Origin of the sequence: Micromonospora sp. NPDC049359 (genome assembly GCF_044466585.1) — a bacterium.
Taxonomy (GTDB): Bacteria; Actinomycetota; Actinomycetes; order Mycobacteriales; family Micromonosporaceae; genus Micromonospora.
In genome coordinates, this window is the sequence record NZ_JBITMW010000001.1 from 415,458 (window position 1) to 429,301 (window position 13,844).

Genomic DNA, 13,844 nt, shown 5'->3' on the forward strand with positions numbered 1-13,844 from the left:
GGGGGGAGTCAGTGCATGGGTACGGACAGTTGGAAGGGCCACGTCAACGGGATCCTGTACGGGGTCCAGTTCGACAGCGCGCTCGACGACGCGGTGGTGACCCGGGTCGCCGAAGGGGTGGACGCCGGGCTCTACCCGGGCGACCGGGCCGAGACGCGGGACGCGATCGATCAGGCGCTGCGCTACCCGGACCCGCTCAACGACCAGGCCGGGACCCCCCACAGCGAGGACGACATCCGCGCGTTCCTCCGCCGGCTGTCGGCCGCCCTGGCCGCCACCCCTTCCCAGAGTTGATCAAGAGGTTGGCGTCAGAAAACGGCTGCACCCTGACGCAAACCTCTTGATCACCGCCTAACGGGCGGGGTCGACCTTCCTGTTTTGGGTGTCCGGGGTGGGGGACGGCATGATCATGGTGGGGGCGGGTCGCTGTGGGCCGCCTGGGCCGAGGGGGTGCCGGTGCCGGACGCGGAGGACCTCGTCGCCGACGCGCTGGCGGCGGTGCGCGGCACCGACGTACGACAGACCGAACGGCAGCTCGACCGGCTGATGGTCGGCACCGGAACGGCGGACGGCGCGACGGCGGTGGACGCCGCCCTGGCGCGACGACTGATTCGCGGCCTCGGGCGGCTCTGGCCGCGCGGTTGGCAGCCGGTCGACGTACACCGGATCGTCCGGCGTCGGCTCGACGCCGGCGCGGCCCGACTGGTCCGCGACGCGCTGGCCGCGCAGCGACGCGAGCAGGCCGAGCCGGTCCCCGCCTGGTGGGACGACCAGCTCCGCGTGCTCGCCGCCCAGGACCGGGACGCCGCAGGCCAGGGCTCAAGCGCCGGCCAGGGCTCGAAGGCCAGCCGGGGCCGGGACGCCGGCCAGGGCTCGAAGGCCGGCCGGGACGTCGGCCCGGAGGACCTGGTGGCCGACTGGACCCGCGCGGAGGGGCTGGACCGGGTCGACGCGCTGCGCGCGGCGGTCGACGTACTCGCGCTGGTGGAGAGCCTGCCGCCGATCGCGGTGCTGCGCCCGCCGCCGGGATCGACCGGAGCGGCGCTCCCCCGCGCCGCCGGTACGGCCCGCAGCGGGTCGCCGATGCTGGACCGGGTACGCGCGCTGCTGGCGAAGGCGGAGTCGACCACCTTCCCGGCCGAGGCGGAGGCGTTGACCGGCAAGGCGCAGGAGCTGATCGCCCGGCACAGCATCGACGAGGCGCTGCTGGCGGCCGGCACCGAGCGGGGCGACGTGCCGAGCGGGGTGCGCCTGGGCGTGGAGACCCCGTACGCCGGGGCGAAGGCGCTGCTCGTGCAGGAGGTGGCGGCGGCGAACCGGTGTGAGGCGATCTGGTCCGACGACCTCGGCTTCACCACCGTGCTGGGGTGGCCGGCGGACCTCGTGGCGGTGGAGCTGCTCTACACGTCGCTGCTGGTGCAGGCGACGGCCGCGATGCTGCGCGGGCGGGCCGAGCGTCGACCGGGGTCGGGCCGCCGGACGAAGGTGTGGGACGAGTCCTTCCTCAACGCGTTCGCGCTGCGGATCGGTGAGCGGCTGCGCACGGCCACGGACGCGGCGACCGAGGCGGCGGGGCAGACGGAAGCCGGGGCGGATCGGTTGTTGCCGGTGCTCGCCGCGCGGGGCGAGGCGGTCCGGGAGCGGCTGGAGACGCTGTTCCCCGGCGTGACCCGGCACCGGCTCAGCGTGCGCGACGCCGAGGGCTGGTCGTCCGGCACCTCGGCCGCCGACCGGGCGTCCCTGGACGTCGGCGGCGGCTCCACGCCTCGGCAGGTGCCGGGCCGACCCTGATCCGCCCGGCGTGGGAGCGCCACGGCCGGACGTTTCTGCGATTTTCTTCGGTAGGCGGTAGGGAACGGGGTGACGGCTCCGACCCTCCGGTGAGCCGCACCCCAGCCGGGGCGCGACCAGGAACCGAGGAGCATCCCCGTGAAGTACATGTTGCTGATCTGGAACCGGCCCGGCTTCACCGAAGGGCTGACCGAGGAGGACCGCACCGCCCTGTTCGGCGAGGTCGACGAGATCATGAAGGAGCTGGCCGAGACCGGTGAGCTGATCGGCGGCCAGGCGCTGGCCGACCCGTCGCAGACGCAGACGGTCCGGCTGGCCGGCGGTCAACCCGAGATCGTCGACGGGCCGTTCATGGAGAGCAAGGAGCAGTTCGCCGGCTACCTGGCCGTGGACTGCGACAGCCCGCAACGGGCCGCCGAGATCGCCGCCCGCTGGCCGGACGTGCGCTACGGCGGCGCGATGGAGGTCCGCCCGATCATGGACGAGGCCGGGACGGAGATGTGACCGACGACCGGACGGTCGAGGATCTGCTGCGCACACTCGCGCCGCAGGTCCTCGGCCTGCTGGTCCGTCGGCACGGCCAGTTCGACAGGTGCGAGGACGCGGTCCAGGAGGCGCTGCTGGCCGCCGCGACGCAGTGGCCCGGGCAGGGCGTACCGGACAACCCGCGCGCCTGGCTGCTCACCGTGGCGACCCGCCGGCTCACCGACGAGTGGCGCAGCGAGAGCGCCCGCCGGCAGCGCGAGGTCGCGGTGGCGCTGCGCGAGCCGGCGTACGCCCAGGTGGCGCCTCCGGCGGACGCGCAGCCGGCGGTGCCGGACGCGGACGACACGCTGACCCTGCTGTTCCTCTGCTGTCATCCGGCGCTGGCCCCCTCGGCGCAGGTGGCGCTCACGCTGCGCGCGGTGGGCGGCCTCAGCACGGCCCAGATCGCCCGGGCGCACCTGGTGCCGGAGGCGACCATGAGCCAGCGCATCCGGCGGGCCAAGCAGCGGATCGAGGCGGCTGGCGCACGGTTCGCCATGCCCGGACCGGCCGAGCGGGAGGAGCGGCTGCGGACGGTGCTGCGGGTGCTCTACCTGATCTTCAACGAGGGGTACACGGCGTCGAGCGGGCCGGACCTGCGCCGGGCCGAGCTGACGGCCGAGGCGATCCGACTCGGCCGCGTCCTGCACGGGCTGCTGCCCGACGACGGCGAGGTCACCGGGCTGCTGGCGCTCATGCTGCTCACCGACGCGCACCGGGCGGCACGGGTGGGCGCGGACGGGGAGTTGGTGCCGCTGACGGAACAGGACCGTTCCCGCTGGGACGCCGCCGCCATCGCGGAGGGGGTCGCGCTGATCACCGAGGCGTTGACCTGGTCGCCGCCCGGCCCGTACCAGCTGCAGGCCGCCATCGCCGCCGTGCACGCGGAGGCGGCGACGGCGGCGGAGACGGACTGGCGGCAGATCGTCGCGCTCTACCGGCTGCTGGGCCGAATCGCCCCGAACCCGCTGGTCACGCTCAACCAGGCGGTCGCGGTGGCGATGGTGGACGGGCCCCGGGCGGGGCTCGACCTGCTCGGCCCGTTGGACGCCGACGAGCGCACCGCCGGGCACCACCGCCTCGCGGCCGTGCGGGCGCACCTGCTGGAGCTAGCCGGCGAGCCGGCGGCGGCGCGGGAGGCGTACCTGGCGGCGGCGCGCGGCACCACGAGCCTGCCCGAGCAGCGATACCTGGAGCTGCGCGCCACCCGACTGGCGGCGCGGCGGTGACCGCCGCCGCGCCGCCCGCCCGTCACAGGTCGACCGCCGGGCAGCTCGCCGGCCGCGCCGGCACGACCTGATCGATCAGGTACGAGTCGACGGCTCGCCCCACGCACGGACTGGTGGTGTAGCTGCCGTGTCCCCAGCCCTGGTAGGTGAGCAGCACCCCGTGCCGACCCAACTGCCGGGCCACCGCGCGGGCCCAGGCGTAGCCGCTCGCCGGATCGTGCACGGTGGCGGCGATCAGCAGCGGCACGTCGGTGCGTACCCGCAGCCGGTGCTGAGGGTTGGCGACCGTGGGCGTACCCAGGCACGTGACCAGGGCGAACAGCGCCGGCGGGTAGCGCAGGTCGGGCGCGAGCCGGGCGCTGCGGCGCAGCAGCGCGTCGTACTCGCGGTAGTCGCGGACCGGCAGGCTCCAGTCCTGGCAGAAGACCGCGAAGGGGTACGGGACCACGGCGTCGTCCGCCAGCGTGGTGACGCCCGGCGTCGGGGGACCCGCCAGCTTGTCGATCCACTGCCCGAGCCCCGGCCACCGGTCGGTCTCGTAGAGCCGCTTGTGGGCGAGGCGGCTCAGCTCGAAGGGGGCCAGCGGGGCACCGGCCCGGTCCGGGTCGGTCAGCGTGCCGGCCTCGGCCCGGTCGTGCAGCCCGGCCCAGATGGCCCGCACGTCCCGACCGTGCAGGACGCAGGCGGCGGACCGGGCACACCAGTCGAGGAACTCGTCGAACGCGTCCTCGGCGGCGACGGCCTGGGTGTCGAGGAAGGCGCGGGTCTCCAGGCTGTGGTCCATCGCGGCCTCCAGCACCATGGCCCGCACCCGGTCGGGGTACAACTCGGCGTACCGCTCGCCCAGCAGGGTGCCGTACGAGCTGCCGTGGAAGGTGAGCTGCCGTTCGCCGAGCGCGGCACGGACCGCGTCCAGGTCACGGGCGGCGCTCGTCGTGTCCACGTGGTCGTAGAGCGCGCCGGTACGGGCCCGGCAGTCGGCGCGCAGCAGCGCGTTGTTGGTCAGGGTGGCGTCGAACTGGGCCTGGTCGGCGATCACCTGGGGCTGCCTGGCGAGCAGGTCGCGGGAGCAGCGCACCGGGTGACTGCCGCCGGTGCCGCGCGGGTCGAAGCTGACGATGTCGAACCGGCGGCGCAGGTCGGCGCTGAACCGGGAACTGCCGTTCACCACCCGGTCGACCCCGCTGTCACCCGGCCCGCCCGGGCCGAAGACCAGGGTGCCCTGTCGGGCGGTCGGGTCGGTGGCGACCCGGCGGGCCAACGCCAGTTCGAAACGCTCCCCCCGTGGCCGGTTCCAGTCGACCGGCAGCGACAGGCTGCCGCACTCGGGCGGGGTCTCCGCGACGGGCGGCTCCTCCTCGGGGGTGTCCTCGGCGCAGGGGTGCCAATCGATGGCGGGTCGGGCGACGGCCGGGCTCGCCGGGGTCAGGCCGGCGGCCGTGAGGGCCAGGGCCACCGCCCAGCCGACTCCGGATTTGCGTACGCGCAGCATGGGGTGCTGTCCTCTCCTGGAAGGAGCGTTGCTGGTGAAACTCGCCCAGCGGGCGAGGTGGTGCTTCTTCCACCCGGGCCGTCGAGTGGCCGCTCGACGGCCCGGGGCCTCGACACGCGGGTCAGTCGACCTCGCGCAGGACACGTTCGAGCGTGGTCATCCGGGTCTCGATTCCGCCCAGCCGACTGTCCATCGCGGCGAGCAGTCGGGCGTTCTCCGCCTGCGCCTGTGCGGCGGTCTCGGCGAGCTTGCGGTAGTCGTCCGCGCGGTTCGCCTCGTACCGGGCCCGCCGGGTCTTGGCGAGCTGTACGACGGTCACGGTGAACACGCTGATCAACAGGGCGAACACCCCGAACGCGCCGACCACCTCGGTCCAGTCGTGCTCGCTCATGACCGCGCCTCCGGCTGCTCGCCCGAGTCGGGCACGGTGAGCGTCTCGATCGCCGCCGCGATGACCTGGGGGGTGAGTGTGAGCACGAACGGCTCCACCTCGTAGTAGTTCATGGCCTTCCCGTCCTCCGACAACTCCATGCGGGCGGTGACCAGTCCGGCCGCCGCCAGCTTCCGTAGGTGGACCTGCAACAGCGCGCGGCTGATGCCCAGTTGCCGGGCCAGCCCACTGACGTACGCGCGCTCGCGGGCCAACGCGGCGACGACCCGCAGCCGGTGCGGGTTGGCCAGCGTGGCCAGCACCCGGATCAGGTCGTCGCCGGTCGGCGGCGAAGCCGCGCTCATAACCAGCCCTTGCACATGCCAATAGAAGTTAGCAGGTACGGCGGCGCGGCGGCGCGGCACGAAGACGGAATCAGGGGGATCTCAGGGTTCGGCGCCCCGGACACGACAGCACGCCGGGCCGGTGATGATCACCGGCCCGGCGTGCGGATTACGTCGTACGTCAGCTCTTGAAGGCGTCCTTGATCTTCTCGCCGGCCTGCTTGAGCTTGGCCGTGGACTGGTCGGCGCGACCCTCGGCCTCGAGCTGCTCGTTGTCGGTGGCCCGACCGGCGCCTTCCTTCAGCTTGCCGGCCGCGTCCTCGGTGGCGTTATTGACCTTGTCGTCGAATCCCATTGCCAACCTCCATCGCAAGCGTCGCTACGAACTCAGAGGTACCCCCGTCGTCCCCGGTCCAACCATCGCGGTCGTCACAGTTCGCCAGCGGCCGAACGGAAGCGGCGCAGCCGCAGGCTGTTGGCCACCACGAAGACCGACGAGAACGCCATGGTGGCGCCGGCGATCATCGGATTGAGCAACCCGGCGGCGGCCAGCGGCAGGGCCGCCACGTTGTAGCCGAACGCCCAGAACAGGTTGCCCCGGATGATGCCGAGCGTGCGCCGGGACAGCCGGATGGCGTCCACCGCGGCGTCCAGGTCGCCCCGGACGAGGGTCAGGTCGGACGCCTCGATCGCCACGTCGGTGCCGGTGCCCATGGCGAGCCCCAGGTCGGCCTGGGCCAGCGCCGGCGCGTCGTTGACGCCGTCACCGACCATCGCCACCGAGCGGCCCTGCGCCTGGAGCCGCTTGACCACGTCCACCTTGCCGGCCGGCAGCACCTCGGCGATCACCTCGTCCACGCCCACCTCGGCGGCGACCGCCCGGGCCACGGTGGTGTTGTCGCCGGTCAACAGGACCGGAGTGAGCCCCAGGGCGCGCAGCCGCGCCACAGCCGCCCGGCTCGTGGGCCGGACCACGTCGGCGACCGCGAGCACGCCCCGGGCCCGCCCGTCCCAGCCCGCGACGATCGCCGTACGACCGGCGGCCTCGGCGTCCCGCACGGCCCACTCGACCTCCGGCGGCACCTCGACACCGCGTTCGCGCAGCAGCCGGACCCGGCCGAGCAGCACGACCCGCTCGTCGACCGTGCCGGTCACGCCCAGCCCTTCGAGGTTGGCGAAGCCGGTCACCCGGGGCAGCTCGCCCGCTTCGGCGGCGGCCACCGCGACGGCACGGGCGATCGGATGCTCGGACGCGGCCTCCACCGCACCGGCGAGCCGGAGCAGCTCCGCGCGGTCCTCGCCACTGGCCGGCACCACGCCCACCACGGTCATCCGACCGGTCGTCACGGTGCCGGTCTTGTCCAGCACGACGGTGTCGACCCGGCGGGTCGACTCCAGCACCTCCGGTCCCTTGATCAACACACCGAGCTGGGCCCCGCGACCGGTGCCGACCAGCAGCGCGGTCGGCGTGGCCAGACCCAGGGCGCACGGGCAGGCGATGATCAGCACGGCCACGGCGGCGGTGAACGCGGCGGTCGGACCGGCCCCGGTGCCGAGCCACCAGCCGAGGGTGCCCACGGCCAGGGCGATGACGATCGGCACGAACACCCCGGAGATCCGGTCGGCCAACCGCTGCACCGCCGCCTTGCCGCTCTGCGCCTGCTCGACCAGGTCGGCCATCCGGGCGAGCTGCGTGTCCGCGCCGACCCGGGTGGCGGTGACGATCAGCCGGCCGCCCGCGTTGATCGTCGCGCCGACCACGGCGTCGCCCGGACCGACCTCGACCGGCACCGACTCACCGGTCAGCATGCTGGCGTCCACGGCGGACGTGCCCTCGTCGACGACACCGTCGGTGGCGATCTTCTCGCCGGGACGGACCACGAACCGGTCACCGACGGCGAGCCGGTCCACCGGGACCAGGGTCTCGACCCCGTCCCGCAGCACCGCCACCTCCTTCGCGCCGAGGTCGAGAAGGGCGCGCAGGGCCGCGCCGGCGGTCCGCTTGGACCGGGCCTCGAAGTAGCGACCGGCCAGGATGAACACCGTGACCCCGGCGGCGGCCTCCAGGTAGATGTTGCCGGCGCCGTCGCCGCGGGTGATGGCGAAACGGAACGGGTGCGTCATCCCGGGCATACCGGCGTCACCGAGGAACAGCGCCCACAGCGACCACCCGAACGCGGCGAGCGTGCCGATCGAGACCAGCGTGTCCATGGTGGCCGCGCCGTGCCGCAGGTTGGTCCAGGCCGCGCGGTGGAACGGCAGCCCACCCCAGACGACCACCGGGGCGGCCAGCGTCAGCGAGAGCCACTGCCAGTAGTCGAACTGCCAGGGCGGCACCATGGCCAGCAGGACCACCGGCACGCTCAGGACCGCCGAGACCCACAGCCGGGTACGCGGACCGCGCAGCGGGTCCTGCGGCGGCGGCTCGGCGGTCGGCGGCGTCGGCAGGGCCGCCGTGTAGCCGGTCTTCTGGACGGTCTCGATCAGGTCGTCCGGGGTGACGTCGTCGGCGTACCGGACGGTCGCCTTCTCGGTGGCGTAGTTGACGGTGGCGCTCACGCCGTCCATCCGGTTGAGCTTCTTCTCGACCCGCGCCGCGCACGCAGCGCAGGTCATCCCCCCGATCGCCAGTTCGATCCGGTTCGGCGCCTCGGGCAGCGGTCTGCTGCTGGTGGTGGTCATCGTCCAGTCCCGTCAGTCGTGCCCGTGCCCGGGGGTGCCGTGGTCGGCCCCGCCGGTCGGTGTCGGCTCGCCCGTCGCGGCCGGGGCGGCGCCCGCCAGGATGGTGAACTCGGCGGTGTGCACCTGCCCACCGTGCTGGAAGTCGAGGTAGAGCCGGTAGGCGCCGGCCGAGGGCACCTCGGCGTGGAAGGTGACGGCAGGGCCGGGCGGGGTGCGTCCGTCGCCGGGCGTCCCGTCCGGGTGCACGTGCAGGTACGCCAGATCGCCCCGACGCAGCGCCACCAGGTGCCCGTACGCACCCAGGTAGGGCTCCAGGTCGGTGACCGGCTGCCCGGCACGGCTCACCGTCAGGGTGAGCGCCGAGGTCCGGCCGGGCTCCGGCGTGCCGGCCAGGGTGACGGTGTAACCGTCGACCGTGGTGCTGGCCGCCGGGGCGGGCAGCGTCCGCTCGGTCAGCTCGCCGGGGACGGCCACGTCCACGCCGAGGGTCAACGGCTCGCCCCCGGTCGGGGTGAAGTCGGCGAACGCCCGCCACTGCCCGGCGCCGGCCAGCGGGGTGGCGACCCGCCAGGTGCCGTCCGGGGCGAGATCGGGGTGGACGTGCCGGAAGCCGGACAGGTCCCGGCGGGCGACGATCAGGTGCATCCGTCTGTCGTGCGCGACGTCGTACCTGGTGACCGGCCGACCGTCCGGCCCGTCGATCCGGAACGCGAACTGGCCGGCGGGCGCGGTCACCGGTTGGAGCGTGTAGCCCCGGTCGGAGACGAGCAACCCGCCGGGAACGAGGTCGGCCACCTCGCCGCTCGTGGTGAGGCCCGAGGTGTGGGCGACGTCGGGCCGGTTCTGGGTTACCGGGTCGACCGGGTCGACCACCCGACCGACCCCGTACGCCGCGCCGAAGACCGCCGTGAGACCGAGGGCGAACGCGCCCAGCCTGGTCACCGTGGTCATCGCGGACCTCCGCTCACGCCTCGACGAGGTCGTAGCCGGCCTCGTCGACAGCGGCCCGGACGGCCCCGGTGTCCACGGGCTGCTCGCTGCTGACGGTGACCTGGCCGGTGGCGAGGTCGACCCGCACGTCGCGTACGCCCTCGATCGCGCCCACCTCGGCGCTGACCGCGCTGACGCAGTGCCCGCAGGTCATGCCCTTGACCTGGTACGTCGTGTCGACCATCGGACGTCTCCTCTCGTAGTACCGGTACCCGGTGGGGGTATGCCGGCAGGAACGGACGCTACCATACCCCCCAGGGGTACGCTATCCTCGTCGCCATGACCGCACCCACACCGATCCGCGGGTACACCGCCAGCAAGGACCAACTGCTCGCGCGCCTGCGCCGGGTGGAGGGGCAGGTCCGGGGCATCGAAAAGATGGTCGACGAGGACCGCTACTGCATCGACGTGCTCACCCAGATCTCCGCGATCCAGGCCGCGCTCGACAAGGTGGCCCTGGGCCTGCTCGACGGGCATGCCCGGCACTGCATGCACGAGGGGGCGGCCGAGGGTCGGGCCGACGAGATGGCCAGCGAGATGATGGCGGCCGTCGGCCGACTCATGAAGCGCGGCTGAGCGCCTCACTCCCGCCCGGAATCGAGACGTACCCGGCGCAGCAACTGCGCGTTGAGCGCCACCACGATGGTGGACGCGGACATCAGCACGGCCGCCACCGCCGGGCTCAGCGCCACCCCGGCCCCGGCGAGCACCCCCGCCGCCAGCGGCAGCGCCACCACGTTGTAGCCCGCAGCCCAGGCCAGGTTCTGCCGCATCTTGCGGTACGACGCCCGGGAGAGCCGGACCACGGCCCCGACGCCACGCGGGTCGGACGACGCCAGCACGACCCCGGCGGACTCGATCGCGACGTCGGTGCCCGCCCCGATCGCGATGCCCACGTCGGCGCGGGCCAGCGCCGGCGCGTCGTTCACCCCGTCACCGACCATCGCCACGGTCAGCCCGCGCCGCTGGAGTTCCGCCACCCGGCTGTCCTTGTCGGCCGGCAGCACCTCGGCGAAGACCTCGTCCACCCCGGCCCGGAAGCCCAGGTCGGCGGCGACCGACTCGGCCACCGACCGCGCGTCCCCGGTGATCATGGCAATGGTGCGGACGCCATCGGCCCGCAGCTCGGCGATGGCCTTGCGGGCCTCCGGCCGCACCGCGTCGGTGAGCGCGAACGCCCCGAGCACCGTGTCCGGCAACCGCAGGAGATACAGCACCACGGCACCGCGTGACGACCAGCGGCCGGTCGCCTCCCGCAGCTCGTCCGACAGCGGTCCACCCCGCTCACGCAGCAGGGTCGGCCCGCCCACCGCGTACTCCGTACCGTCGACGATGGCCCGCACCCCGCGACCCGGCAGCGAGCGGAAGCCGCCGGCACGGGCCGACCCACCGGGTCCGGCCGCCGCCACGATCGCGCGGGCCAGCGGATGTTCGCTGTCGGACTCGACACCGGCGGCGATCCGCAGCGCCTCGTCCCGGCCCACGCCGGGGGCCGTCACCAGGTCGGTGACCTCGTGCGCGCCCCGGGTCAGCGTGCCGGTCTTGTCGAACAGCACCGCGTCGACGGTCCGCATCCGCTCCAACGCGAGCCGGTCCTTGACCAGGATCCCGCTTCGCGCCGCCAGCGCCGTGGAGAGCGCGACGACGAGTGGGATGGCCAGGCCGAGCGCGTGCGGGCAGGCGATCACCAGAACGGTGACGGTACGCACCACCGCCTCGTCGGGCTCACCGAGCGCGGTCCAGACCACCAGGGTGAGCACGGCGGTACCGGCGGCCACGTAGAAGAGCGCGGCGGCGAACCGGTCGGCGAGCAGTTGAGCCTGCCCGCCCGAGCGCTGCGCCTGCGCGACCATGCGTTGGATGCCCGCGAGCGCGGTCTCGTCGCCCAGCGCCTCGACCCGGACCCGGATCGCCGAATCGGTGGCGACCGTGCCGGCCACCACCCGATCGCCCGCCGACCGGGCAACCGGGCGCGACTCGCCCGTGATCATCGATTCGTCCAACTCCGCGTCGCCGTCGACGACCCGGCCGTCGGCCGGCACCCGACCCCCGGGTCGGACCAGCACCACGTCGTCGACCCGCAGCCCGTCGACAGGTACGCGCTCGACCCGCCCGTCCGCCGCCACCCGCTCGGCCTCGTCGGGCAGCAGCGCCGCCAGTGCCGCGAGCGCCCCACGGGCCTGCCCGATGGCCTTCATCTCCTGCCAGTGCCCGAGCAGCATGATGGTGACCAGCGCGGCCAGCTCCCACCAGAAGTCCAGGTCGAAGGCGCCCAGGCTGGTCGCCAGCGACGCGGTGTACGCCACGGTGATCGCCATCGCGACCAGCAGCATCATGCCCGGCGCGCGGTCCCGGATCTCACGTACCGCGCCGACCAGGAACGGCCAGCCACCCCAGAGGAACACCACCGAACCGAGCACCGGCCCCACCCAGGAGCGACCCGGCGCGTCCAGCCGGAGCCCGAGCCGGTCCACCACCAGGTCACTGGTCAGCACCACCGGCACGGTGAGCACCAGACAGACCCAGAACCGCCGACGGAACAGGGCCGGGTCGTGCCCGGCGTGCTTGTCGTGCCCGGCGTGCTTGTCGTGCCCGGCGTGCTTGTCGTGCCCGGCGTGCTTGTCGTGCCCGGCGTGCTTGTCGTGCTGTCGGTGCTCGGTGGGTGGCTCAGGCATGACTCCACCATCCGCCGCGCCCGGGGCGGTGTCAGCGGTTCGACTCCCCCGACACGTCCGCACGACCTGCGACCCCCCGCCGCGCTGGTTAGCATCGTCCAGCGATGACCCACCGGATCCCGCCGCCGAGACGGGCGACGGCGCCGCCACGGCGCGGCCCCGTACGGCGCCGACCCGACCACTTCATCACTCTCCGTGATTGCCGGGTCGTCAGGCGGCGAACCGACGCGCTCGTGCCCGCGTTCGTCCGGCGGAACTGAACCGCAGAGGCCGCCGGCACGTACCCCGCACCGGATCGTTGGGAGTCTCGCATTGGGTTCCGACCACAGCCATTCCGCTCGACCCGCCCCGCCCCGGGTACGACGGATCCTCATCGCGACGGTGGTGCCGCTCTTCGTGGCCACCGTCGTCGCCGCCGTGGTGCTGTGGCCACGGGACGGCGCACCGAAGAGCGGCGGTGGGGCGGATCTGCCGCGCCACCACGGCACGGTGACCCGGGTGGTGACCGAACCGTGCCCACCCTCGACGAGCCCGGAGGGCACGCCGAGCGGCGGGCCGTGCGGCACGGTGGACGTACTCCTCGAAGACGGGCCGCGCGCCGACCGGCAGGTGAGCACGCCCGTCCCCGCCGGCCCCGGAGCGCCTCGGGTCGAGGTGGGCGACGACGTCGTCCTGGTCGAGCTGACCGATCCGACCGATCCCACCCTCAGCACCTGGAACATCGCCGAGCACCAGCGCGGGACGCCACTGGTGTGGCTCGTGGGGGTCTTCGCCGCCGCCATCGTCGCGTTCGGCCGGTGGCGGGGTCTGGCCGCGCTCGCCGGCCTAGCCGCCAGCTTCGCCATCCTGCTCACCTTCGTGTTGCCGGCCATCGGCGCGGGCCGGTCACCGCTGCTGGTGGCGGTGGTCGGCGCGGCCCTGATCATGTTCGTGGTGCTCTACCTGACACACGGGGTGACCGCGCAGACCTCCGTCGCGGTCCTCGGCACCCTGGGCAGCCTGGTGCTCACCGGCGTCCTCGCGACCATCGCCACGGCCGCCACCCAGCTCACCGGCTTCGGCAGCGAGGACGCCACCACGCTCTCGATGTTCCAGGCGGAGGTGGACCTGCGCGGCCTGCTGCTCGCCGGGATCATCATCGGCTCACTCGGGGTACTCGACGACGTGACCGTCACCCAGGCCGCCACCGTCACCGAGCTGGCGAACGCCAACCCCGGGCTGGGTCGACGACAGCTCTACCGGGCCGCCACCCGGGTCGGCCGGGCGCACATCGCCTCCACGGTCAACACCATCGTGCTGGCGTACGCGGGCGCGTCACTGCCGCTGCTGCTTCTGCTCACCGCCGACTCGCGCCCCATCGGGCAGATTCTGACCAGCGAGTTCCTCGCACAGGAGATCGTCCGCAGCGCGGTCGCCACCCTCGGCCTGATCGCCGCCGTACCCCTCACCACCGGGCTGGCCGCGGTGGTGACCGCGGCCGGGTCGACGGCCACGCCCGACGCGGACGCCCCGCCACCGCGCCCCCGCGCGGACCGCGCGGAGGCGCTCGCCGCTCTCAGTTCCCCGCCGACGGATCGGGCCGACCGGCCCGATCCACAGCGGAACACACCCCCATCCACCGCCACCACCGGGTGGCCAGAGCCGAACAGGAGCACGGATACGGCATGGTGACACTCCTCAGCGTGACCGGATCGGGCACCCGCCCTGAGAACCGCGTCACTGGTCACTCAACGCCATGGCGAAATG

Annotated in this window: 14 protein-coding genes; 6 read left to right on the forward strand and 8 right to left on the reverse strand. The window is 73.8% G+C overall.

The window, feature by feature from the left end; translation table 11 throughout:
• The first annotated feature begins 15 nt into the window (after positions 1–15).
• The 4 genes from ACIBTX_RS01915 to ACIBTX_RS01930 all read left to right on the forward strand — a co-directional run bounded on the left by ACIBTX_RS01915 (position 16) and on the right by ACIBTX_RS01930 (position 3,545).
• A complete protein-coding gene (locus ACIBTX_RS01915; protein WP_357396339.1) occupies positions 16–294 on the forward strand; it encodes a hypothetical protein in 279 nt (92 codons plus the stop codon).
• A gap of 162 nt (positions 295–456) precedes the next feature.
• On the forward strand, positions 457–1,791 hold the full coding sequence (locus ACIBTX_RS01920; protein ID WP_357124080.1) for a DUF2786 domain-containing protein: 1,335 nt from the start codon (positions 457–459) through the stop codon (positions 1,789–1,791).
• A gap of 147 nt (positions 1,792–1,938) precedes the next feature.
• Positions 1,939–2,295 (forward strand): YciI family protein, encoded by a 357-nt coding sequence (locus tag ACIBTX_RS01925; RefSeq protein ID WP_357124669.1) that lies wholly within the window; start codon positions 1,939–1,941, stop codon positions 2,293–2,295.
• A complete protein-coding gene (locus ACIBTX_RS01930) occupies positions 2,292–3,545 on the forward strand; it encodes a DUF6596 domain-containing protein (RefSeq protein ID WP_357124077.1) in 1,254 nt (417 codons plus the stop codon). Before ACIBTX_RS01925 ends, ACIBTX_RS01930 begins: the two co-directional genes overlap by 4 nt.
• A gap of 22 nt (positions 3,546–3,567) precedes the next feature.
• On the opposite strand, the gene ACIBTX_RS01935 is transcribed toward ACIBTX_RS01930, so the two are convergent.
• The 7 genes from ACIBTX_RS01935 to ACIBTX_RS01965 all read right to left on the reverse strand — a co-directional run bounded on the left by ACIBTX_RS01935 (position 3,568) and on the right by ACIBTX_RS01965 (position 9,607).
• Entirely contained in the window at positions 3,568–5,037 is a 1,470-nt protein-coding gene (locus ACIBTX_RS01935; protein WP_396831918.1) for an alpha/beta hydrolase, read from the reverse strand.
• Between the two features lie 121 nt (positions 5,038–5,158).
• On the reverse strand, positions 5,159–5,428 hold the full coding sequence (locus tag ACIBTX_RS01940) for a hypothetical protein (protein WP_396831919.1): 270 nt from the start codon (positions 5,426–5,428) through the stop codon (positions 5,159–5,161).
• A complete protein-coding gene (locus tag ACIBTX_RS01945; RefSeq protein WP_357124067.1) occupies positions 5,425–5,772 on the reverse strand; it encodes an ArsR family transcriptional regulator in 348 nt (115 codons plus the stop codon). Before ACIBTX_RS01945 ends, ACIBTX_RS01940 begins: the two co-directional genes overlap by 4 nt.
• Positions 5,773–5,932: 160 nt before the next feature.
• Positions 5,933–6,106 carry a CsbD family protein gene (locus tag ACIBTX_RS01950; RefSeq protein ID WP_278150219.1) on the reverse strand — a complete coding sequence of 58 codons (174 nt, stop codon included), beginning with the start codon at positions 6,104–6,106 and terminating at the stop codon, positions 5,933–5,935.
• A 74-nt stretch (positions 6,107–6,180) separates the two neighbouring features.
• Positions 6,181–8,433 (reverse strand): heavy metal translocating P-type ATPase, encoded by a 2,253-nt coding sequence (locus ACIBTX_RS01955; protein WP_357124063.1) that lies wholly within the window; start codon positions 8,431–8,433, stop codon positions 6,181–6,183.
• Positions 8,434–8,445: 12 nt separating this feature from the next.
• Complete coding sequence (locus ACIBTX_RS01960) at positions 8,446–9,384, reverse strand: hypothetical protein (RefSeq protein WP_357124060.1); 939 nt, start codon at positions 9,382–9,384, stop codon at positions 8,446–8,448.
• Between the two features lie 13 nt (positions 9,385–9,397).
• The gene (locus ACIBTX_RS01965; RefSeq protein WP_357124057.1) at positions 9,398–9,607 is read right to left on the reverse strand and encodes a copper ion binding protein; all 210 of its coding nucleotides are present in this window, start codon (positions 9,605–9,607) and stop codon (positions 9,398–9,400) included.
• Between the two features lie 95 nt (positions 9,608–9,702).
• Here ACIBTX_RS01965 and ACIBTX_RS01970 point away from each other — a divergent pair, with 95 nt between their 5' ends.
• On the forward strand, positions 9,703–9,999 hold the full coding sequence (locus tag ACIBTX_RS01970; protein ID WP_355235159.1) for a metal-sensitive transcriptional regulator: 297 nt from the start codon (positions 9,703–9,705) through the stop codon (positions 9,997–9,999).
• 5 nt (positions 10,000–10,004) lie between these two features.
• Here the strand turns inward: ACIBTX_RS01970 and ACIBTX_RS01975 are convergent, their stop codons facing one another.
• The gene (locus ACIBTX_RS01975; RefSeq protein WP_396831920.1) at positions 10,005–12,098 is read right to left on the reverse strand and encodes a copper-translocating P-type ATPase; all 2,094 of its coding nucleotides are present in this window, start codon (positions 12,096–12,098) and stop codon (positions 10,005–10,007) included.
• Positions 12,099–12,410: 312 nt separating this feature from the next.
• On the opposite strand from ACIBTX_RS01975, the gene ACIBTX_RS01980 reads away from it, so the two are divergent.
• Entirely contained in the window at positions 12,411–13,769 is a 1,359-nt protein-coding gene (locus ACIBTX_RS01980) for a YibE/F family protein (RefSeq protein WP_357124050.1), read from the forward strand.
• Positions 13,770–13,844 lie beyond the last annotated feature (75 nt).

Bases quoted from the DNA above. Each gene is read 5' to 3' on its own strand.
- ACIBTX_RS01915 (WP_357396339.1), top strand. From the start codon at position 16: ATGGGTACGGACAGTTGGAAGGGCCACGTCAACGGGATCCTGTACGGG.
- ACIBTX_RS01925 (WP_357124669.1), top strand. From the start codon at position 1,939: ATGTTGCTGATCTGGAACCGGCCCGGCTTCACCGAAGGGCTGACCGAG.
- ACIBTX_RS01935 (WP_396831918.1), bottom strand. From the start codon at position 5,037: ATGCTGCGCGTACGCAAATCCGGAGTCGGCTGGGCGGTGGCCCTGGCC.
- ACIBTX_RS01940 (WP_396831919.1), bottom strand. From the start codon at position 5,428: ATGAGCGAGCACGACTGGACCGAGGTGGTCGGCGCGTTCGGGGTGTTC.
- ACIBTX_RS01945 (WP_357124067.1), bottom strand. From the start codon at position 5,772: ATGAGCGCGGCTTCGCCGCCGACCGGCGACGACCTGATCCGGGTGCTG.
- ACIBTX_RS01950 (WP_278150219.1), bottom strand. From the start codon at position 6,106: ATGGGATTCGACGACAAGGTCAATAACGCCACCGAGGACGCGGCCGGC.
- ACIBTX_RS01955 (WP_357124063.1), bottom strand. From the start codon at position 8,433: ATGACCACCACCAGCAGCAGACCGCTGCCCGAGGCGCCGAACCGGATC.
- ACIBTX_RS01960 (WP_357124060.1), bottom strand. From the start codon at position 9,384: ATGACCACGGTGACCAGGCTGGGCGCGTTCGCCCTCGGTCTCACGGCG.
- ACIBTX_RS01965 (WP_357124057.1), bottom strand. From the start codon at position 9,607: ATGGTCGACACGACGTACCAGGTCAAGGGCATGACCTGCGGGCACTGC.
- ACIBTX_RS01970 (WP_355235159.1), top strand. From the start codon at position 9,703: ATGACCGCACCCACACCGATCCGCGGGTACACCGCCAGCAAGGACCAA.
- ACIBTX_RS01975 (WP_396831920.1), bottom strand. From the start codon at position 12,098: ATGCCTGAGCCACCCACCGAGCACCGACAGCACGACAAGCACGCCGGG.